21 protein-coding genes are annotated in these 18,825 nt (G+C 63.8%); 18 read left to right on the plus strand and 3 right to left on the minus strand.

Going from position 1 to position 18,825, the window contains the following annotated elements; genetic code table 11:
• The first annotated feature begins 53 nt into the window (after nt 1-53).
• The 8 genes from ruvA to C8J33_RS19505 all read left to right on the plus strand — a co-directional run bounded on the left by ruvA (nt 54) and on the right by C8J33_RS19505 (nt 4,397).
• Entirely contained in the window at nt 54-671 is a 618-nt protein-coding gene (gene ruvA / locus C8J33_RS19470; RefSeq protein ID WP_132665061.1) for a Holliday junction branch migration protein RuvA, read from the plus strand.
• A gap of 46 nt (nt 672-717) precedes the next feature.
• Nucleotides 718-1,038 carry an AbrB/MazE/SpoVT family DNA-binding domain-containing protein gene (locus tag C8J33_RS19475; RefSeq protein WP_245507216.1) on the plus strand — a complete coding sequence of 107 codons (321 nt, stop codon included), beginning with the start codon at nt 718-720 and terminating at the stop codon, nt 1,036-1,038.
• Complete coding sequence (locus C8J33_RS19480) at nt 989-1,387, plus strand: PIN domain-containing protein (protein WP_165916991.1); 399 nt, start codon at nt 989-991, stop codon at nt 1,385-1,387. Before C8J33_RS19475 ends, C8J33_RS19480 begins: the two co-directional genes overlap by 50 nt.
• Nucleotides 1,384-2,424, plus strand: coding sequence for a Holliday junction branch migration DNA helicase RuvB (gene ruvB / locus C8J33_RS19485; protein ID WP_110800766.1), 1,041 nt, complete (start codon nt 1,384-1,386; stop codon nt 2,422-2,424). Before C8J33_RS19480 ends, ruvB begins: the two co-directional genes overlap by 4 nt.
• Complete coding sequence (locus C8J33_RS19490) at nt 2,425-3,291, plus strand: metallophosphoesterase (protein ID WP_132665062.1); 867 nt, start codon at nt 2,425-2,427, stop codon at nt 3,289-3,291.
• On the plus strand, nt 3,291-3,800 hold the full coding sequence (locus C8J33_RS19495; protein ID WP_132665063.1) for an NUDIX hydrolase: 510 nt from the start codon (nt 3,291-3,293) through the stop codon (nt 3,798-3,800). The genes C8J33_RS19490 and C8J33_RS19495 overlap by 1 nt, the downstream gene beginning before the upstream one ends.
• A gap of 64 nt (nt 3,801-3,864) precedes the next feature.
• Nucleotides 3,865-4,080 (plus strand): DUF2945 domain-containing protein, encoded by a 216-nt coding sequence (locus C8J33_RS19500; protein WP_132665064.1) that lies wholly within the window; start codon nt 3,865-3,867, stop codon nt 4,078-4,080.
• Nucleotides 4,080-4,397: a hypothetical protein gene (locus C8J33_RS19505; RefSeq protein WP_132665065.1), complete on the plus strand. Its 318-nt coding sequence runs from the start codon at nt 4,080-4,082 to the stop codon at nt 4,395-4,397. The genes C8J33_RS19500 and C8J33_RS19505 overlap by 1 nt, the downstream gene beginning before the upstream one ends.
• Nucleotides 4,398-4,448: 51 nt before the next feature.
• Here C8J33_RS19505 and C8J33_RS19510 read toward each other — a convergent pair whose 3' ends face one another.
• The 3 genes from C8J33_RS19510 to C8J33_RS19520 are packed head-to-tail and all read right to left on the minus strand — an operon-like array spanning nt 4,449 to nt 7,398.
• Nucleotides 4,449-5,348, minus strand: a complete 900-nt coding sequence (locus C8J33_RS19510) for an NAD-dependent epimerase/dehydratase family protein (protein ID WP_165929842.1) — start codon at nt 5,346-5,348, stop codon at nt 4,449-4,451.
• Complete coding sequence (locus C8J33_RS19515) at nt 5,348-6,181, minus strand: glycosyltransferase (protein WP_132665066.1); 834 nt, start codon at nt 6,179-6,181, stop codon at nt 5,348-5,350. The genes C8J33_RS19510 and C8J33_RS19515 overlap by 1 nt, the downstream gene beginning before the upstream one ends.
• Entirely contained in the window at nt 6,178-7,398 is a 1,221-nt protein-coding gene (locus C8J33_RS19520; protein ID WP_110800761.1) for an NAD-dependent epimerase/dehydratase family protein, read from the minus strand. The genes C8J33_RS19515 and C8J33_RS19520 overlap by 4 nt, the downstream gene beginning before the upstream one ends.
• 173 nt (nt 7,399-7,571) lie before the next feature.
• Between C8J33_RS19520 and ybgC the strand changes: the two genes are divergently transcribed.
• From ybgC to ftsH, 10 genes are all read left to right on the plus strand, one after another.
• Nucleotides 7,572-8,003, plus strand: a complete 432-nt coding sequence (gene ybgC, locus C8J33_RS19525; protein WP_422038677.1) for a tol-pal system-associated acyl-CoA thioesterase — start codon at nt 7,572-7,574, stop codon at nt 8,001-8,003.
• Nucleotides 8,004-8,083: 80 nt separating this feature from the next.
• Nucleotides 8,084-9,118 carry a glycosyltransferase family 4 protein gene (locus C8J33_RS19530; RefSeq protein WP_165929843.1) on the plus strand — a complete coding sequence of 345 codons (1,035 nt, stop codon included), beginning with the start codon at nt 8,084-8,086 and terminating at the stop codon, nt 9,116-9,118.
• Between the two features lie 290 nt (nt 9,119-9,408).
• Nucleotides 9,409-10,128: a protein TolQ gene (tolQ, locus tag C8J33_RS19535; RefSeq protein ID WP_110730015.1), complete on the plus strand. Its 720-nt coding sequence runs from the start codon at nt 9,409-9,411 to the stop codon at nt 10,126-10,128.
• Between the two features lie 24 nt (nt 10,129-10,152).
• A complete protein-coding gene (gene tolR / locus C8J33_RS19540; protein WP_092930245.1) occupies nt 10,153-10,614 on the plus strand; it encodes a protein TolR in 462 nt (153 codons plus the stop codon).
• Nucleotides 10,615-10,623: 9 nt separating this feature from the next.
• On the plus strand, nt 10,624-11,736 hold the full coding sequence (locus tag C8J33_RS19545; RefSeq protein WP_132665068.1) for a cell envelope integrity protein TolA: 1,113 nt from the start codon (nt 10,624-10,626) through the stop codon (nt 11,734-11,736).
• A gap of 90 nt (nt 11,737-11,826) precedes the next feature.
• The gene (tolB, locus tag C8J33_RS19550; protein ID WP_165910725.1) at nt 11,827-13,131 is read left to right on the plus strand and encodes a Tol-Pal system beta propeller repeat protein TolB; all 1,305 of its coding nucleotides are present in this window, start codon (nt 11,827-11,829) and stop codon (nt 13,129-13,131) included.
• Nucleotides 13,132-13,331: 200 nt separating this feature from the next.
• Complete coding sequence (pal, locus tag C8J33_RS19555; protein ID WP_110800757.1) at nt 13,332-13,865, plus strand: peptidoglycan-associated lipoprotein Pal; 534 nt, start codon at nt 13,332-13,334, stop codon at nt 13,863-13,865.
• A 195-nt stretch (nt 13,866-14,060) separates the two neighbouring features.
• Nucleotides 14,061-15,101, plus strand: coding sequence for a tol-pal system protein YbgF (ybgF, locus tag C8J33_RS19560; RefSeq protein WP_132665069.1), 1,041 nt, complete (start codon nt 14,061-14,063; stop codon nt 15,099-15,101).
• A complete protein-coding gene (gene tilS / locus C8J33_RS19565; protein WP_132665070.1) occupies nt 15,101-16,489 on the plus strand; it encodes a tRNA lysidine(34) synthetase TilS in 1,389 nt (462 codons plus the stop codon). Before ybgF ends, tilS begins: the two co-directional genes overlap by 1 nt.
• Nucleotides 16,490-16,595: 106 nt before the next feature.
• Nucleotides 16,596-18,533 carry an ATP-dependent zinc metalloprotease FtsH gene (gene ftsH, locus C8J33_RS19570; RefSeq protein WP_110730021.1) on the plus strand — a complete coding sequence of 646 codons (1,938 nt, stop codon included), beginning with the start codon at nt 16,596-16,598 and terminating at the stop codon, nt 18,531-18,533.
• Nucleotides 18,534-18,825 lie beyond the last annotated feature (292 nt).

The following is an 18,825-nucleotide window of genomic DNA, read 5'->3' on the forward strand; positions in this document are numbered from 1 at the left end:
CGTCATGACGGATGGCCTGTAAGCTTTCTTCTTTTTCTCGGGGACCTCAGCGGATGATTGGCAAGTTGAAGGGCACGATCGACGAGATCGGCGACGACCATGTTGTGATCGACGTCCATGGCGTCGGTTATGTCGCCTATTGCTCGGCGCGTACGCTTGGCAAGCTCGGCACGTCCGGCGAGGCAGCGGTGCTGTTCATCGAGACCTATGTGCGGGAAGACCAGCTGCGCCTGTTCGGCTTCCTCTCCGCGCTGGAGCGCGAATGGTTCCGCCTGCTCCAGAGCGTGCAGGGCGTCGGCGCCAAGGTCGCACTCGCCGTCCTCTCCGTCCTCACCCCCGGCGAACTCGCCAATGCCATCGCGTTGCAGGACAAGACGTCCATCTCGCGCGCACCCGGCGTCGGCCCGAAGGTGGCGGTGCGCATCGTCACCGAGCTGAAGAACAAGGCACCCGCCTTTGCCGGCGATGCCGCAGCCGGCATCGGCTTCAAGCAGGAACTCGGCGAAGGCGCCGTGCCGGCGCCCGTCGCGGATGCGGTCTCCGCCCTTACCAATCTCGGCTACTCCCGCGATCAGGCCGCCAACGCCATTGCCGCGGCACTCCGGAACGGCGGCGAGGGTGCCGATAGCGCCAAGCTGATCCGCCTGGGCCTGAGGGAGTTGTCGCAGTGATTCCTTGTCTGCGAGGGGATTCCTTACTATAGTGTGAAGGTAAGGAATGGAGCGTCTTATGGGCTATTCTGCGAAACTGACATCCAAAGGACAGACGACGATACCGATCGAAGTCCGGAAATATCTGGACCTCAATCCGGGCGATCATATGGATTTCATCATCGAGGATGGCGAGGTCAAAATCCGGGCGAAGACCAGAAGCATCATGGAGTTTGCCGGCATTCTCGGTCGCGCTCCCAATGGCGTGAGCCTGACGATCGAAGAGATGGACGATGCCATTGCCCAGGCGGTGGCCGATGACGACCGGAGGATCACGCGTGATTGGAATCGATACAAACGTGCTTCTCCGCTTTCTGATGACGGATGACCCTAGGCAGAACCAAAGCGCAGTCGCGTTCTTCCGTTCGAGATCGGCTGCTGATCCGGCCTATATTTCCACCTTCGTGTTCGCCGAAGCCTGTTGGGTCCTGAGCAGGAGCTATGGTTTCAAAAACCATGAGATCGCAACACTGTTTGAAGGCTTGATGGCCAGTCGCGAGATCGTTTTCGAGGATTCGGATGTCATAAAAGGCGTCTTTTCGTCAGATGAATTTGCGAAAATCGATATTGCGGACGTCCTCATCGCAGGTTTTGCCAAGCAAGCCGGCTGCGAGAAAATCGTTACGTTTGACCGGAAGGCTGCAAGCCTCATCCCCGGAATGGAACTTCTCGCATGACAGACGACACCCGCCTGATCTCTCCCGAAAAACGCGGGGAGGATCTCGATACCGCGCTTCGGCCGCAGTCGCTGGACGAGTTTACCGGCCAGGCGGAGGCGCGCGCCAATCTGAAGGTGTTCATCGAGGCGGCGAAGCATCGCGGCGAGGCGCTGGATCACGTGCTGTTCGTCGGTCCGCCCGGCCTTGGCAAGACGACGCTTGCGCAGATCATGGCCAAGGAACTCGGCGTCAATTTCCGCTCGACCTCCGGCCCCGTCATCGCCAAGGCTGGCGATCTCGCAGCACTCCTGACCAATCTCGAGGAGCGCGACGTGCTCTTCATCGACGAAATCCACCGGCTGAACCCGGCGGTCGAGGAAATCCTTTATCCCGCCATGGAGGATTTTCAGCTCGACCTCATCATCGGCGAGGGCCCGGCGGCGCGTTCCGTGAAGATCGACCTGTCGAAGTTCACGCTGGTTGCCGCCACCACGCGGCTCGGCCTGCTCACCACGCCGCTGCGCGACCGCTTCGGCATCCCCGTACGCCTCAGCTTCTACACGGTGGAAGAGTTGGAGCTGATCGTGCGGCGCGGTGCGCGGCTGATGGGGCTTGCCATTACCGACGATGGCGCTCGCGAGATCGCGCGGCGCGCGCGCGGAACGCCGCGCATCGCCGGGCGGCTTCTGCGCCGTGTGCGGGATTTCGCGCAGGTCGCCCGGGCCGAGGCGGTGACGCGGCAGATCGCCGATGAGGCGCTGACGCGTCTGCTCGTCGACAATATGGGCTTCGACCAGCTCGACACGCGCTACCTCACCATGATCGCGCTCAATTTCGGCGGCGGCCCCGTCGGCATCGAAACCATCGCGGCGGGCTTGTCCGAGCCGCGCGATGCGATCGAGGATATCATCGAGCCCTATATGATCCAGCAGGGCTTCATCCAGCGCACGCCGCGCGGACGGGTGCTGACTGTCAATGCCTGGAAGCATCTCGGCCTCGTGCCGCCCAAGGATCTGGAAGCCTCGCAGTTCCGCCTGTTCCAGGAGGACGACTGAGTGCTCTCCCGGCGCGGGCTCCTGAAGACATTCGGTGCGTTCGTGCTGGCGGCCTTGTCCACCGGCGCCTATGCGATCGGCATCGAGCCGCGCGGCCGTCCCCGTGTCGTCACGCACCGGATGACGCCGCCGGGCTGGCCGCAGGGTCTGACGCTGCGGCTCGTGCTGGTCAGCGATATCCACGCCTGCGACCCCTATATGCCTGCGTCGCGGATCGCCGAGATTGCCCATCAGGCGAACGGCCTTAGCGGCGACATGATCCTGCTGCTCGGGGACTTTCTATCCGGCATGCGTCTGGGCTCGCAGGTGCCGCCGGAGGCCTGGGGCGAGGCGCTGCGTCCCTTGAGTGCGCCGCTCGGCGTTCACGCCATTCTTGGCAATCATGACTGGCTCGACGATCCCCAAGCCATGGAGACGGGCAGGCCGGGGATCGTCCAGGCCGTGCTCGATCGCCTCGGCGTGCCGCTCTATAGCAACCGGGCAGTGCGGCTCGAAAAAGACGGTCACGCCTTCTGGCTGGCTGGTCTCGCGGATCAACTCTTTCCGGCCACCGGGCTCGACGATCTCGCCGGCACGCTGGCAAGCGTGACGGATGACGCACCGGTCATTCTTATGGCGCACGAGCCGGATATTTTCCCCACTGTTCCCAAGCGTGTCGCGGTTACGCTGTCCGGCCATACGCATGGCGGGCAGATCCGGCTGTTCGGCTTTTCTCCCGTCGTGCCCTCGCGCTATGGCAGCCGCTATGCCTATGGTCATATCGTCGAGGACGGCCGGCATCTCGTCGTCTCCGGCGGGCTCGGCACGTCCATCCTTCCCGTCCGGCTCGGTTCGCCGCCGGAGATCACCGTCGTGGAGTTGGGCTGATGAGCAAGCGCAAGATGGTCCGGCTCGATTCCGGCAGCAAGCGTTTCAATTTCCGGATTGCCGGGCTCGGCTTTCGCGACGGGTATGTGCTCGTCCATCGGGCGGTGCATGAGACGTTCTGGACCTTTCCCGGCGGTCGCGCCGAAATCGGCGAGACCTCGGAGGCGACGCTTCGCCGCGAGATGCAGGAGGAACTGGGCGTCGATGTCACCGTCGGGCGGCTGCTCTGGACAGTCGAGAATTTCTTCCACTACGAGGCGCGCGACTTTCACGAGATCGGTTTCTACTACCTCATGACCGTGCCCACGGTCTTTCCGTTCCACCCGACCGAGATCGTGCATCGCAACCGGGACGGCAAGAGCGATCTCGAGTTCAAATGGGTGCCGGCGACGGTCGCCGCACTCCGGGCGCTCGACATCCCGCCCTATTTCATCGCCGAGGAGATCGAGACCTTGCCGGAGACCAGTCGGCACGTCGTCTGGCACGATGGCGATCTCGACCTGATCTGACGGAACCCGTTTCCCGCGCGCGCATTTCTTGAAGCGACCGACAGTCGCGTCAGAGGAGCGAGCGATGAAGAAATTTACCAAGGGCACCACCGTTTCGTGGAAATGGGGGCAGGGTATGGCGGAAGGCAAGGTGGACGAGAGCTTCACCGAGGATGTCGAGCGCACGATCAAGGGCCATAAGATCAAGCGCAAGGCCTCGACCGACGAGCCGGCCTATCTCATCAGCCAGGAAGATGGCGCGCATGTGCTCAAAAGCCATTCGGAACTGAGCGCAAGCTGATGGCCGGCGATCACGTTCCCCCGGAGGCCGTCGCCAAGGCAGCCGAGAAAGGCCTCGATCTTCGCGAAAAGTTCAAGCGCGGCGGCACCCAGATCGGCGTCGCCCGTGCCCGCGATCTGAAGAACCGCGTCAATCTCTCGGCCGATACGATCAAACGCATGTCGAGCTACTTCTCCCGCCACAAGGTCGATAAGCGCGCCAAGAATTTCGGCGACGACAGCGATCCGTCCGCCGGATACATCGCCTGGTTGCTTTGGGGTGGCGATGCCGGGCGGGATTGGGCGGAGAAGCAGAAGGGGAAGATGGGGAAAGAGTGAGTGGTGAGCCGTAAGCAGTAAGCCGTGAGGAGGGCTTCGGCAGTCGGGCTCTTACAGGTCGGTGGCAAGGCGTTCTGCGAGGGCTGCGATGTCAGCGCGGAAGCGGGCGTTCCCGCCAGGGTGCCAGCCAAGCGAACGCAGGCGGGCCGTGTCCATCCGGCTGAAGAGGCTTTTGTCGAGCGGCTCGGGTAGCGGGTGGATGCAGGCCGTGGCCTGCTGGAGTTCCGAGAGGACGTCGTGGTGGCTCGTCAGGAGGTCGGAGGCGTTGAAGGCTCTGTTACCGACGAGGGCTGCATCGGCGGTCAGCAGCAGGAGAACGGCGGCGGCGAGATCGTCGCCATGCACCTCGGTCCCCACCCGATCCTCCATCGGCCGGCCGGCGAGGTAATCGCGCGCCAGCGTTTCCCACTTGTGCGGCATGCCGGGGAGCAGGCCGTAGACGCCGGTGGAGCGAAGGCTTGCCGTGATGAAGTTATCCGAATGAAGCGCCGCGAGCGCCTGTTCCGCGTCCCATTTGACGATGCCGTAAAGGCTCTCCGGTGCAGGCTCCATATCCTCGCTCAGGAGGACTCCCGCCGGTTGGCGACCGTAGACGGCGCGGCTCGACAGGAAGACGCAGCGCCGGGCGTCGGCCTGCTTCGCGGCCTCGAACAGCCGCAATGAGCCACCGACATTGGCGCGCCGAAAACCATCAGGGTCGTCCCCCTCGCCACCGCGATATCGACCAGGCACATGCTCGAAGGCAGCGTGGACGAAGGCGTCGCATCCATCGAAGGCGGGGAGGGGCGCGGTGGGGTCCAGCGAGAGGAGCGTGGTCTCGACAGGCTGCGAAAAGGGCAGGGCGGTGGTTACATCTCTGACGCCGGCCACCACTTCATGACCCTGCGCCAGCAAATGCTCCACCACGAACCGCCCGACGATACCCGTTGCGCCCGAGACCAGAACCCGCATCAGCCGGCTCGTTCGCCGGAGGAGGGGCCGGAAAGGCTCGCGATATCGGGAATGTCGTAGCCGTCGTGGAAGGCATGCCAGATGTCGATCAGCGGTTTCAGCGCCTCCGCCTTCGGGTGATCCGTCTCCCACGGCTTTTCATACTGGTAGTGCAGGACGCCGATGGAGGGCCAGTCCCACAAAGCCGGCAGCGCGAACCAGACATATTGCAGCATGTTCATCGTCACCGGCAGGCCGTGCCAGTCGGGAAAGAAGGCCTGCAGAAAACTCTGGTCGGTGCGAGGCCAGAAGGCGTCCGGCGCATCCAGCCTTTGCAGCATCGCCCGGAACGTCTCCTCCGACGGCTTCGCGACGAAGACGCCGGAGTTCAGCCGGTGGAAATCGGCAAGGCTTTCATAGACGTTCGGTGCAGCCGAGAATTCCGGATAGGCGAACAGCTTGTCGATGTTCTTCAGCACCAATGCATCCGCATCGATGAAGATGCAGCGCTCGTATTCCGTCAACTGCCAGAGCCGCAGCTTGCAGAAATTGTCGAGCGGCGAGTGGAAGGCGGGCTTCCGGCCTTTGGTGAAGGGCGCTGCAGCATGCACGTTGCGTCTTGCATGTCGCTCGTTGAACGCGTCCGACAGTGGCAGCAGATCGGTCTTGACCAGCCGCACAGCGAACTCGCCCAGCGGCGCGAGCGCGGCCATCGCGACGGCCGGCGTATGGAGAACCACGATATCGGCCGCCGTGCCGGTGCAGCGGATCGAGCGGCAGAGCGCTTTCGCGCCCATCGCATAATCCGCATTGGTCACCAGTGTAACGAAGGCGTGTTTGCCGCCCCCGCTCATGAAACGGATTTCAGCCGGCGCCCTTCCGGATCGTGGACGATCTTGGCGGCGATGTCCTTCGTCCAGGCGGAAACGGCGGGAACGCGGCTGCGATCGACGCGATAGCTGTATTTCTTCGCCACATCGACGATCTCCGACAGCAGGCCGTCCTTCAGCTTCGTCGGGGCAAGACCGAGATCGAGGAACTTGTCGTTCTTCACCACCAGTTCGTTTTCCGGCGCTTCCTTGCGCGGGTTCGGCAGCCAGGCGATCTCGGCGCCGGTCATGTCGCCGATCATGCGGGCGAGGTCGCGCACCCGGTGCGTCTCGGTCATCTGGTTGAAGATCTCGACGCGCGATCCCCGCGCCGGTGGGTTCTTCAGCGCCAGCTCGATGCAGCGCACGGAGTCTTGGATGTGGATGAAGGCGCGGGTCTGCCCGCCGGTGCCGTGCACGGTCAGGGGATAGCCGATGGCGGCCTGGATGAGGAAGCGGTTCAGCACGGTGCCGTAGTCGCCGTCATAGTCGAAGCGGTTGACCAGCTGCTCGTGGCGGCGGGTCTGTGCGGTGTGGGTGCCCCAGACGATGCCCTGATGCAGGTCGGTGATGCGCAACGCGTCGTTTTTGGCGTAGAACTGGAACAGCAGCTGATCGAGGCACTTGGTCATGTGGTAGATCGAGCCGGGGTTCGCCGGATAAAGAATATCCTGGCTCACCGTTTCCCCGCTCTCGGTGGTGATCCCGACCGGCAGGTAGCCTTCGGGAATGGCGGCACCGACGGTCGAATAGCCGTAGACGCCCATGGTGCCCAGATGCACCAGATGCGCGTCGAGGTTCAGCTCCACCAGCGCGTTGAGCAGGTTGTGCGTGGCGGATACGTTGTTGTTGACCGTGTAGTTCTTGTGCCGGTCGCTCTTCATCGAATAGGGCGCGGCGCGCTGTTCGGCGAAGTGGATGACGGCGTCCGGGCGATGTTCGGCCAGCCAGTTCTTCAGAAGCTCATAGTCGCGCCCGAGGTCGATCAGGTTGAAATGGATACGGCGCCCGGTCTCGGCATGCCAGATGCGCGTGCGCTCCTGGATCGAGTCCATGGGGGTGAGCGATTGCACCCCGAGTTCGGTGTCGATCCATCGGCGGGAGAGATTGTCGAGGATATGGACGTCATGGCCCACTTCCGAAAGGTGCAGGGCCGTCGGCCAGCCGATGAACCCGTCTCCGCCCATCACTGCAATCTTCATGACGTCGCCTCCTGGAGAGAATGTCGGTCGGCGGCAGCCGTATCCCGAACGAATTTTGCGCCTTCACCGCTGTAATTAGAAATCATGACAGTTGTTCAATGCTTGTCGCGATGCGTTCTTTGCGCCACAACGACCGCACAGGGATGATGACGGCGGCAAAGAGGCGGCAGGACGTGGATTTCTCGATTGCGGGTCGGCTCGGCGACGACGGGCATCTGCTCCACCAGCGGGTCTATTACGAAGACACGGATTTCTCCGGCCTCGTCTATCACGCCCGCTACCTGCATTTCCTCGAGCGCGGCCGCACGGATTACCTGCGCTGCCTCGGCGTCGAGCAGCGGGCGCTGTTGACGGCCGATGCCGAGGGCCTCGTCTTCGTCGTCCACCGCATGGAGATCGACTTTCGCCTGCCGGCCCGCATGGACGATATCCTCGACATCCGCACAGTGACGGAAAAGGCCGGCGGCGCGAAGATGGTTCTGCAACAGCAGATCCTCAGCAGCGATCGCCTGCTGATCGCCGCGAAGGTCATCATCGCCGTCATCAATGCCGCCGGGCGTCCGCGACGCCTGCCGGAAGCGCTGGCCGCGAAATTCCTGGGCTGAGGCAACCCGTTCGCGCGGTCGCGGCTGCTAACCGAAGCTTCATTCCCGGATGCTACTGAATAAGGCGATAGGGGATGTCCATGAAGATAGCCGTCAACGCCCGGGTCACGAAATTCGCCATGGGTGGCCAGCAGCGGGTTGCCGCCGAGATCGCCACGCGGCTGGGGCCGATGACGGAAATCGTGCCGGATCGCCCGCTCGGCGGCATGAAAGCGCATGCCTGGGAGCAATGCGTGCTGCCGGTCCGCGCGCGCGGTCATCTTCTCTGGTCGCCCTCGGCCACCGGGCCCGTCGCCATGGGAAACCAGGTCGTCACCCTCCACGACGTCGCCTTTCTGGATGTACCCGAATTTTTCGCCCGGTCGTTCACGGCTTTCTACAAGGCGCTGCTGCCGGTGCTGGTCAAGCGCGTGGCGCGGGTCGTCACGGTGTCGGAATTCTCGCGCCAGCGCATCGCGGCGACGCTTCCGATCGATGAAAGCCGGATCGACGTCATCCCGAACGGCGTTAGCCGCCATTTCCGCCCCTACCTGCCGCACGAAATCGCGGCCACCCGAGCAGCCCTCGACCTGCCCGAACGATACCTCCTGCTGCAGGCGACCGCCGACCGGCGCAAGAACCTGGCAGCGACTTTGCGGGCCTGGGCGATGGCGCAGCGTGCGCTTGACGCGGATATCGCGCTCGTCGTCTCCGGCAATCTCGGGCGCGCGCATGTCTTCGGCGATGTCCAATCCCTTCCCGACGTGCCGCGCACGAAGCTGATCGGCTATGTCGACGAGGCGCATATGGGGCCGCTGATGGCGGGTGCGCAGGCCTTTCTGTTTCCCTCGCTCTACGAGGGTTTCGGCCTGCCGATCGTCGAGGCCATGGCCTGCAACACGCCGGTGCTGACGGCGTCGGCCACCGCCACGGGCGAGATCGCCGGCAACGCGGCCATTCTGGTCGATCCCACCTCCGACACCGCGATCGCGGACGGCATCGTGGCGCTCATGCGTGACGATGCTTTGCGGACGCGGCTTGCAGCAGACGGCCTCCTGCGCGCCCGCGATTTCTCCTGGGAAAGCGCCACTGACCAATACCGCACGCTCTTCCGCTCGTTGGGTGCGGATATCTGACGGTCTTGCCGGACCCGTGACCGCGCTTTCACGCGGGTTGCAAGCGGCAGACGCTCGCGTGGTAACACTCCCTTAACCATAATGATGTCTTATCAAGCCACGGGATTTTGTGCAGTGCACGTCATCCTTTGACCAAGATTACGCGGGAAAGGTTTGCCCGAAGCTTGGATTGCACGTGTGCGATCGGCGGCGGGCTGCCGGGGCGAACTTGATAACAATGACGTTTGAGCGACCTGGCGTCGAGCATGTGATGGCTCTTGCCGGGCGTCCGGATTCGGGGATTTGATAGCATGGAACAGGCTGGATTGGCCGCTGTGACCACGGACGTGACGTTGTGGTCTCTTTTCATGGAGGCCGGTTTCGTCGTGAAGCTGGTCATGCTCGGGCTCATGGCCGCGTCGGTCTGGACCTGGGCCATCGTGGTCGACAAGACCATTCGCTATGCCCGCATCCGTCGCCAGCTCGATAGTTTCGAGCAGGTGTTCTGGTCGGGCCAGTCGCTGGAAGAGCTCTACCGCACCCTGTCCGACCGCCAGACCTCCGGCATGGGCGCGATCTTCGTATCGGCCATGCGCGAGTGGAAGAAGAGCTTCGAGCGCGGCGCACGGTCGCCGATCGGCCTGCAGATGCGCATCGACCGCGCTATGGACGTGACGCTGTCGCGCGAATCCGAAGCGCTGGAAGCCCGGCTCGGCTCGCTCGCCACCATCGGTTCGGCCGGTCCGTTCGTCGGTCTCTTCGGTACCGTCATCGGCATCATGACCTCGTTCCAGGCCATCGCCGGTTCGAAGTCCACCAACCTCGCGGTCGTGGCGCCGGGTATCGCGGAAGCGCTGCTCGCCACCGCCATCGGCCTGCTTGCCGCTATTCCCGCGGTTATCGCCTACAACAAGTTCACGGCGGATGCGGGCAAGATCAATTCCCGCATGGAAGGCTTTGCCGACGAGTTCTCCGCGATTCTGTCGCGCCAGATCGACGAAAAGCTGCAGCCGCGCCAGGCGGCGCAATAAAGAACACTGACGGAGACCTCGACGATGGGTATGGCAGTGGGCGGATCCAAGGGCTCGGGCGGCAGACGCGGCGGGCGTGGTCGCGGACGCGGCGGCAAGGCCGTGATGAGCGAAATCAACGTAACGCCCTTCGTGGACGTCATGCTGGTGCTGCTGATCATCTTCATGGTGGCCGCACCGATGATGACCGTCGGCGTGCCGATCGACCTGCCGGAAACGCAGGCCAAGGCGCTGAATTCCGATACGCAGCCGATCACGATCTCGGTCAATCCGGCCGGCGAGATCTTCCTGCAGGAAAGCCCGATCACCATCGAGGAGGTCGTGCCGAAGCTCGAGGCCATCGCCAAGACCGGCTACGAGGAGCGCATCTACGTGCGCGGCGACACCAATGCGGACTACGGAACGGTCATGAAGGTCATGGCGCGCATTTCGTCTGCCGGCTTCAAGAACTTGGGTCTCGTGACCCTTCAGGAAACGGACAAGTGAGCCTTTGACATGAAGGGCAGCATCGCAACCTCCGCTGTGCTTCACGGACTGGTGCTCACCTGGGCGCTGGTTTCGCTCGGCAGTCCGAAGCCTCTCGAGGTTGCGGCCGTCGAATCCGTTCCCGTTGAAATCATCAGCGAGATGAGCCAGATCCAGCAGGGCGACCTCAAGGCGCCCATGGCGGAGAAATCCGCGCCCAAGCCTTCCGAAAAGCCGCAGACGCTGCCGGAAGCCGAGAATGTCGGCGATAACGACGTCGATATGAAGACGCCACCGAAGCCGGTTTCCAAGCCGATCGAGAATCAGGCCTCCGCCGCACCGCCGAAATCGGAGGATGCACCGCCGTCGCCCGATCCGGTGAAGGAAGAGGTCAAGCCGTCCGAAAAGCCGCCTGCCGAACCCGCAACCGAGGTCGCCGCCCTGCCGGCGCCCAAGGAAGAGGTGAAGCCGGACCCCAAGCCCGATCCGAAGCCGGAGCCGGAAGCGAAGGCCGAGCCGACGCCGGAACCGACCCCGACCCCCGCAGAGCCGACGCCGGCAGAGGCCCCGGACGCCGCGGCCCTGCCGCAGAACGTGCCAGCCCCGACCGCACGCCCGAAGGTCGAGGAAACCGCTGCCGCGCAGACCGCCAAGACGCCCGATCGCAAGACGGATGCGGCGCCCAAGGAGCAGAAGAAGACGTCATCCCAGAAGGAAAGCGACTTCAATGCCGACGAGGTGGCAGCCCTCCTCAACAAGACCGAATCCTCCGGCGGTGGCGCCAAGCGCTCGCAGGACAAGGCGGCGCTGGGCGGCAAGAAGACGACGACCGGCAATACGCTGTCCCTGAGCGAGATGGACGCACTGAAGGGCATGATCCAGAAGAACTGGTCGATCATTCCCGGTATGGCGGATCTTCAGGGCATGGTGATCACGGTCACGATCCAGCTCGATCCGCAGGGCGAGATCGTCGGCCAGCCCGAGGTCGAAGCGACGGGGGGCACGCCGACCTCGCAGCGCGCGATGATCGGCAGCGCCACGCGCGCCGTGCGCCGCTCCGCGCCCTTCAAGCTGCCTGCCGAGAAGTACGATTCCTGGCAGGAAGTCGTCATCCACTTCGATCCGTCGGACATGCTGCTGTGACCGCCGGCTCTATCATCGAAATCACTCCGGCCATCGCTTCGTGGGATGGCCGTCACCATACCGAATGGACTGCTGAGAGGCTCCGTAACCATGCTTAGACGCACCTTTTTCCGGCTCTTCGTCGCGCTGACGGGTCTGGTCGCTGCTGCGACCGTGCCTGCGCATGCGCGCGTCGAGATCAACATCAACCGGGGCAATGTCGAGCCGCTGCCGATCGCCATCACTGACTTCCTGCAAGGGGAGATGGGGCAGAAGATCTCTGACGTCGTGGCCGCCGACCTCAAGCGGTCGGGCCTGTTCGCGCCGGTCGATCGCAAGGCCTTCATCGAGAAGATCACCAATCCGGACGCAGCGCCGCGCTTTGAAGACTGGCGCGTCTTGAACGTGCAGGCGCTCGTCACCGGCCGCGTTACGCAGGAGGCCGATGGCCGCCTGAAGGCGCAGTTCCGCTTGTGGGATGCCACGGCGCAGAACCAGATCACCGGCCAGCAGTATTTCACGCAGCCGGAAAACTGGCGCCGTCTCGCCCACATCATCGCCGACGCGATCTACAAGGAAATCACCGGCGAAGAGGGCTATTTCGATACCCGCGTCGTCTATGTCGCCGAAAGCGGCCCGAAGACGGCCCGCAAGCGCCAGCTCGCCATCATGGATCAGGACGGTGCCAATGCGCGCGCCATCACCAATTCCAACGATATCGTGCTGACGCCGCGCTTCTCGCCGAGCCGCCAGGAAATCACCTATATGTCGTTCGAGGGTCAGGAGCCGCGGGTCTACCTGCTGCAGCTGGAAACCGGGCAGCGAGAGGTGGTCGGCAACTTCCCCGGCATGACCTTCGCGCCGCGCTTCTCGCCGGATGGCCAGCGCGTCATCATGAGCCTTCAGCAGGAAGGCAACGCCAATATCTACACGATGGACCTGCGCTCGCGCACCACGACGCGCCTGACCTCGACGCCGGCCATCGACACCTCGCCGTCCTATGCGCCGGACGGCGCGCGCATCGTGTTCGAAAGCGACCGCGGCGGCCGCCAGCAGCTCTACGTCATGGGCGCCGACGGTTCCGGCCAGACGCGTATCTCGTTTGGCGACGGCTCCTATTCCACGCCGGTCTGGTCACCGCGCGGCGACCTCATCGCCTTCACCAAGCAGTCGGGCGGCAAGTTCTCGATCGGCGTGATGAAGCCGGACGGTTCGGGCGAGCGTATCCTCACCTCGGGCTTCCACAATGAAGGCCCGACCTGGGCGCCCAACGGCCGCGTGCTGATGTTCTTCCGCCAGGAGAGCGGGGCCGGCGGTCCGCAGCTCTATTCCATCGACCTCACGGGCTATAACGAACAGCGTGTCGCCACGCAGGGCTTCGCGTCCGACCCGGCCTGGTCGCCGCTCCTGGAGTAGCCAGACCTCGCGATTGCGGCGGGAATCGTGGTAAAATGCCGCTTTCTCGCCGCAAAGTGCTGATTACGACCGCTCGATGGTCGCGCGTTGAGAGAGTTTTAACCATCTCCGGTGCATGAAGATTAACCGCTTCCGGTTACAGTTCGGCAACCCTGATATTTGTTACCCCCCGACCTTTGCTTACCCAAGGAGACCGGCTCATGAGCCGCATTCACGTCCCGGCCACAGGCCGCCTTCAGTCCCTCGCGCGCAATCCCGTCGCGATCGCCCTGTTCATGTCGCTGGCCCTCGCAGGCTGCGCCTCCAAGAAGAACAACATGCCGAACGATGCCGCCGGCCTCGGCCTCGGCGCCGGCTCGGCAACGCCGGGCTCGCAGCAGGACTTCACGGTCAATGTCGGCGACCGGATCTTCTTCGACACGGATAGCTCGTCCATCCGCGCCGACGCGCAGGCAACGCTGTCGCGCCAGGCACAGTGGCTTGCCAAGTACCCGAACTACCAGATCACGGTCGAAGGCCATGCCGACGAACGCGGCACGCGCGAATATAACCTGGCGCTTGGCGCCCGCCGCGCCGCGGCTGCCAAGGAGTTCCTCTCCGGCCAGGGCGTTCCGGCCGGCCGCATGCGCACCATCTCCTACGGCAAGGAAAAGCCGGTCGCCGTCTGCGACGACATTTCCTGCTGGTCGCAGAACCGCCGCTCGGTTACCGTTCTCGGCGGCGGCAACATGTAAGTCTCGATCCTGACGACAGGTTTCGAAAGGGGGAAGGCGGTCTGCAAGGGCCGCCTTTCTTTTTCGTCACACTTTGACCGAACTCCGTTGCTTTTTGCAGGCAATTGGAAAACTGTGCGGCGGTTGCAGTGCGGTAGAGGCGGGACTCCTTCGCTTCGGCCTGCGACATGATCGGTATCGAACGGGACACATGACATGAAGAACATTGTCGTGGCAGCCATGATCGGTCTTGGCGCCTTCGGGTCGCTGAGCCAGCCCGTGACTGCCATGCCGCTTTCCGGCTGGCTGGACAATACGTTCCACCGCAACGGAACGAAGCCTGTCGAACAGGCGCCGCTGCTCAAGGTGCAGGCCAGCGAGGCCGGACGCATCGGGCAGCTCGAGGAAACGATCCGCTCTCTCAACGGGCGTATCGAAGAGATGAGCTTCCAGCTCCTGCAGATGCAGGAACAGATCCGGAAGTTCCAGGAAGACAACGAGCTGCGCTTCCAGGATCTCGAAGGCGCCAAGCCTGCGGCGCCGCGCAAGAGCGGGGCGCTCGAAACGCCGCGCACCTCCAGCGAGGCCATGGCGACCACCGGTCGCACGGCACCGCCTGCAACCGTTACCGATCCCGGCGCAAGCACGGGATCGGAGACGGCCTCCGGCGTGCCCGGTGCTGCTCCCGGCGGTTTGCCGACGACGCTCGGCCAGATCATCCTCGACGATGCCGGCAACCCGATCGGTGCCAATGCCGACAACCTACCCGATCCCAGCACCGATCTGGGCGCCGTCGCCTCGACCGATCCCGGCACGCGCGCCGCACCGGGCCTGAACGCCACGCCCGAGACCGAGCAGCAGACGGCCAGCCTCGACAATCCCGGCGATCTCTACCAGTCGGCCTATGGCCATGTGCTCTCCGGCGACTACAGCCAGGCGGAAAACGAGTTCCGCGGCTATCTCGAAGCCTTCCCCAAGGGCGAGAAGGCGGCCGATGCCAGCTTCTGGATGGGCGAGGCCCAGTATTCTCAAGGGAAATTCAACGACAGCGCCAAGACGTTCCTGAACGCGCATCAGGCCTATTCCAAGTCGCCCAAGGCGCCGGAAATGCTCTTGAAGCTCGGTATGTCGCTGGCCGCTCTCGACAACAAGGAAACCGCCTGCGCGACGCTCCGCGAAGTCGGAAAACGCTATCCCAAGGCCTCCCCCGCGGTGAAGGCCAAGGTCACGTCCGAGCAGGGCCGCCTTTCCTGCTGATGCAGCCGCTATTGCCGGCCCGGCCAAGCCCCGACCGTGCGGCCACCGCGCCGCGTGCCGCCGCCCACGCCTTCCTCTCCCGCCTGCGCCACCCGTCCACCGTGCTCGTCGCTATCTCCGGCGGCAGCGATTCGGTCGGCCTCCTGCTCGGCCTCCATCACGCCGTGAAGACCTCCGGCGCGCCCCACCGCCTCGTCGCCTGCACCGTCGATCACGCCCTGCGATCCGGTTCGGCTGCAGAGGCCGAGGCGGTCTCCCGGCGCTGCGCCGCGCTCGGCATTCCCCACACGGTCGCCCGCTGGTCGCATTCCGGCATCGCCTCCGGCCTCCAGGCAGAGGCCCGTCTTGCACGCTACCGGCTCCTCAGCGCGGCGGCGCGCGATTTTCAGGCCGACCTCGTTGTCACCGGACATTCCCGCGACGATCAGGCCGAGACCATCGCCATGCGCGCCGCCCGCAGCCCCCAGACGTTAGACGCAGGCGAACCGCCCGCCATCGGTCTCGCCGGCATGGCGGATGCCGTCCTTTTCGATCGAACCCTCTGGATCTGCCGCCCCTTCCTCAACGTTCGCCGACAGGCCATCCGCGATGACCTCACATCTCTTGGGGAGAGGTGGATCGACGATCCGAGCAATGACGATCCCCGTTTCGAGCGCGTCCGCTTCCGGCAGGCCGGTCCTGTTGTCGTGGGGCAGGGGACCGAAAATATCCTCCAGGACGCGATTTCCCACCGCCTGAAGGCAGACACGGCGATATCGAAGCTTCTCGCCGATCACGTTCGCGTTCACGCCGCCATCGCGGCCGAGATCGCTCTTGCCGACCTCGATGTGACCGACACTCACTGGCAGCGGCTGCTTGCCGTGCTCGCCGCCACCCTTGCCGGAAAGCCGCACCCGATCGGGCAGGACACCGCCGCCCGCCTCTTCAAAGCTCTTGGTACGGGCGCGCCGGGTGCAACCACCGCTGGCGGCTGCGTTTTCGAGCGACGCGGCGGGCGGCTGTTCGTCTATCGCGAGCGCCGCAATCTCCCGCCACCGGTCACCGTCCAGCCGGGGCAGACGCTGATCTGGGATGGCCGCTTTACAATCGACAACCACGGCGCGGCCGCGATCACGCTCGTGGCGGGTGCGGATCGTGCACTTGTCCACAGGCTCACGGAAGGCGGTCTTCCCACGGGCGTTGCCGGGCGCATCGCGCAGGCGTCTCCCGGCGTGCACTTGCCCGACGGCGCAACCGCCGATCCTACCGCCTTTTCCTTCACGCCCGTCATCGCGCCCTACGACACCTTTTTGCCGCGTTTCGACCTGATGATCGCGGAAAGCATTGCTGCGCTTTTCAACCGCGCACCGTTTCCGACATGTCCGGTTGACGATATCTCGACGAAATGATCGGGCAAAGGGCGGTTTGCCTTGGCAAGGCCTGTCGCGAACCCTATGTTAGCGAAGAAATATGGGCCCCGGTCGCGGGGCGCCAGCACCGGTTCCGGGGAATTCGATGAACCCTAATTTTCGTAATCTTGCCCTCTGGGCCATTATCGCTCTCTTGCTGATTGCGCTTTTCAGCATGTTTCAGCAGCCGTCGGAGCGTAGCGCCTCGCGGGAAGTTCCGTTTTCGCAGTTCCTGAAGGATGTCGATGGCAGCCGCGTCAAGGACGTTGTCATCACCGGCAACAAGGTGCTCGGCACCTTCAACGAGAGCGGCGCGACGTTCCAGACCTATGCTCCCTCCGTGGATACGGCGCTCACCGAACGGCTCGAAGCCAAGAACGTGACGGTCACCGTTCGTCCGGAAACGGATGGCTCCAACGGTTTCCTGAGCTTCATCGGCACGCTGCTCCCCATGCTGCTGATCCTCGGCGTCTGGCTGTTCTTCATGCGTCAGATGCAGGGTGGCTCGCGCGGCGCCATGGGCTTCGGCAAGTCGAAGGCGAAGCTTCTCACCGAAGCGCATGGCCGCATCACGTTCGATGACGTTGCCGGCGTGGATGAAGCCAAGCAGGATCTGGAAGAAATCGTCGAGTTTCTGCGCGATCCCCAAAAATTCCAGCGCCTCGGCGGTCGTATCCCGCGTGGCGTGCTGCTGGTCGGCCCTCCCGGTACGGGTAAGACGCTGCTCGCCCGCTCGGTTGCCGGCGAAGCCAACGTGCCCTTCTTCACGATTTCCGGTTCGGACTTCGTCGAAATGTTCGTCGGCGTCGGCGCCAGCCGCGTTCGCGACATGTTCGAGCAGGCCAAGAAGAACGCGCCCTGCATCATCTTCATCGACGAAATCGATGCGGTCGGCCGTCATCGCGGCGCCGGTCTCGGCGGCGGCAATGACGAACGCGAACAGACGCTGAACCAGCTTCTGGTCGAGATGGACGGTTTCGAGGCGAACGAGGGTGTCATCCTCATCGCCGCGACCAACCGTCCCGACGTTCTCGATCCCGCGCTGCTGCGTCCGGGCCGTTTCGACCGTCAGGTCGTCGTGCCCAATCCCGACATCAACGGTCGCGAGCGCATTCTCAAGGTTCACGTCCGCAACGTGCCGCTGGCACCGAATGTCGATCTGAAGATTCTCGCCCGCGGTACGCCCGGTTTCTCCGGTGCCGATCTGATGAACCTCGTCAACGAATCCGCCCTCATGGCCGCACGCCGCAACAAGCGCGTCGTCACTATGGCCGAGTTCGAAGACGCCAAGGACAAGATCATGATGGGTGCGGAACGCCGCAACTCTGCCATGACCGAGTCCGAAAAGAAGCTGACGGCCTATCACGAAGCCGGCCATGCCATCGTCGCGTTGAAGGTCCCCGCAGCCGATCCGCTGCACAAGGCGACCATCATTCCGCGCGGTCGTGCGCTCGGCATGGTCATGCAGCTTCCCGAAGGCGACCGCTATTCGATGAGCTACAAGTGGATGGTCTCGCGCCTCGCCATCATGATGGGTGGCCGCGTTGCCGAGGAAATCACCTTCGGCAAGGAGAACATCACCTCGGGCGCGTCGTCCGATATCGAGCAGGCCACCAAGCTTGCCCGTGCCATGGTCACGCAGTGGGGCTTTTCCGACCAGCTCGGCCAGGTTTCCTACGGCGAAAACCAGCAGGAAGTCTTCCTCGGTCACTCCGTCTCGCAGTCGAAGAACGTGTCGGAAGCCACCGCACAGAAGATCGACAACGAGGTTCGCCGCCTGATCGACGAAGCCTATGACGAAGCCCGCCGGATCATCACGGACATGAATTCGGAGTTCGTGGCCGTGGCTGAAGGCCTGCTGGAATATGAAACGCTGACCGGCGAAGAGATCAAGGCGCTGATGCGCGGCGACAAGCCCGCCCGCGACCTCGGCGACGATTCGCCCCCCCATCGCGGTCCCGCCGTTCCCTCGGCCGGTGCCAAGAAGGACGGTACGACGCCCAAGGGCGAAGCGGAAGGCGGCCTTGAGCCGCAGCCGCAATAAGCCGGTTACTAAGCCTTGCAGACCATCGAAACCCTTCGGCTCACGCCGGAGGGTTTTTTGTTTTGCTAAATTTTTTCATTTTCGCTTTTCCCCGCCCACATTTCCTCCACCATACTTGCCTCGTCCCGTTATCGGATGCACCGGAAGGCGTTCCGGCGAGGCGGGGCCGGTGCCGGGGTTAAGGATTTTACGCAGGTCCTTATCTCCGGGCTCGTGAAAGGGCTGTCCGTCGTGGACCTCGAAAGGGTCTCGGCGTGGCGATGTCATAGAAGAGGCGGCGACCGTTGAAACC

This window comes from Rhizobium sp. PP-CC-3G-465 (genome assembly GCF_004343445.1).
In the GTDB taxonomy this organism is placed as follows: Bacteria; Pseudomonadota; Alphaproteobacteria; order Rhizobiales; family Rhizobiaceae; genus Ferranicluibacter; species Ferranicluibacter rubi.

What these genes read in the sequence shown, in the direction of transcription:
- C8J33_RS19515 (WP_132665066.1), bottom strand. Translation starts at nt 6,181, where the DNA reads ATGAGCGGGGGCGGCAAACACGCCTTCGTTACACTGGTGACCAATGCG.
- C8J33_RS19530 (WP_165929843.1), top strand. Translation starts at nt 8,084, where the DNA reads ATGAAGATAGCCGTCAACGCCCGGGTCACGAAATTCGCCATGGGTGGC.
- tilS (WP_132665070.1), top strand. Translation starts at nt 15,101, where the DNA reads ATGCAGCCGCTATTGCCGGCCCGGCCAAGCCCCGACCGTGCGGCCACC.
- ftsH (WP_110730021.1), top strand. Translation starts at nt 16,596, where the DNA reads ATGAACCCTAATTTTCGTAATCTTGCCCTCTGGGCCATTATCGCTCTC.
- ruvB (WP_110800766.1), top strand. Translation starts at nt 1,384, where the DNA reads ATGACAGACGACACCCGCCTGATCTCTCCCGAAAAACGCGGGGAGGAT.
- ybgF (WP_132665069.1), top strand. Translation starts at nt 14,061, where the DNA reads ATGAAGAACATTGTCGTGGCAGCCATGATCGGTCTTGGCGCCTTCGGG.
- tolQ (WP_110730015.1), top strand. Translation starts at nt 9,409, where the DNA reads ATGGAACAGGCTGGATTGGCCGCTGTGACCACGGACGTGACGTTGTGG.
- C8J33_RS19500 (WP_132665064.1), top strand. Translation starts at nt 3,865, where the DNA reads ATGAAGAAATTTACCAAGGGCACCACCGTTTCGTGGAAATGGGGGCAG.
- tolB (WP_165910725.1), top strand. Translation starts at nt 11,827, where the DNA reads ATGCTTAGACGCACCTTTTTCCGGCTCTTCGTCGCGCTGACGGGTCTG.
- tolR (WP_092930245.1), top strand. Translation starts at nt 10,153, where the DNA reads ATGGGTATGGCAGTGGGCGGATCCAAGGGCTCGGGCGGCAGACGCGGC.
- ruvA (WP_132665061.1), top strand. Translation starts at nt 54, where the DNA reads ATGATTGGCAAGTTGAAGGGCACGATCGACGAGATCGGCGACGACCAT.
- C8J33_RS19545 (WP_132665068.1), top strand. Translation starts at nt 10,624, where the DNA reads ATGAAGGGCAGCATCGCAACCTCCGCTGTGCTTCACGGACTGGTGCTC.
- C8J33_RS19505 (WP_132665065.1), top strand. Translation starts at nt 4,080, where the DNA reads ATGGCCGGCGATCACGTTCCCCCGGAGGCCGTCGCCAAGGCAGCCGAG.
- C8J33_RS19520 (WP_110800761.1), bottom strand. Translation starts at nt 7,398, where the DNA reads ATGAAGATTGCAGTGATGGGCGGAGACGGGTTCATCGGCTGGCCGACG.
- C8J33_RS19495 (WP_132665063.1), top strand. Translation starts at nt 3,291, where the DNA reads ATGAGCAAGCGCAAGATGGTCCGGCTCGATTCCGGCAGCAAGCGTTTC.
- pal (WP_110800757.1), top strand. Translation starts at nt 13,332, where the DNA reads ATGAGCCGCATTCACGTCCCGGCCACAGGCCGCCTTCAGTCCCTCGCG.
- C8J33_RS19475 (WP_245507216.1), top strand. Translation starts at nt 718, where the DNA reads ATGGAGCGTCTTATGGGCTATTCTGCGAAACTGACATCCAAAGGACAG.
- C8J33_RS19510 (WP_165929842.1), bottom strand. Translation starts at nt 5,348, where the DNA reads ATGCGGGTTCTGGTCTCGGGCGCAACGGGTATCGTCGGGCGGTTCGTG.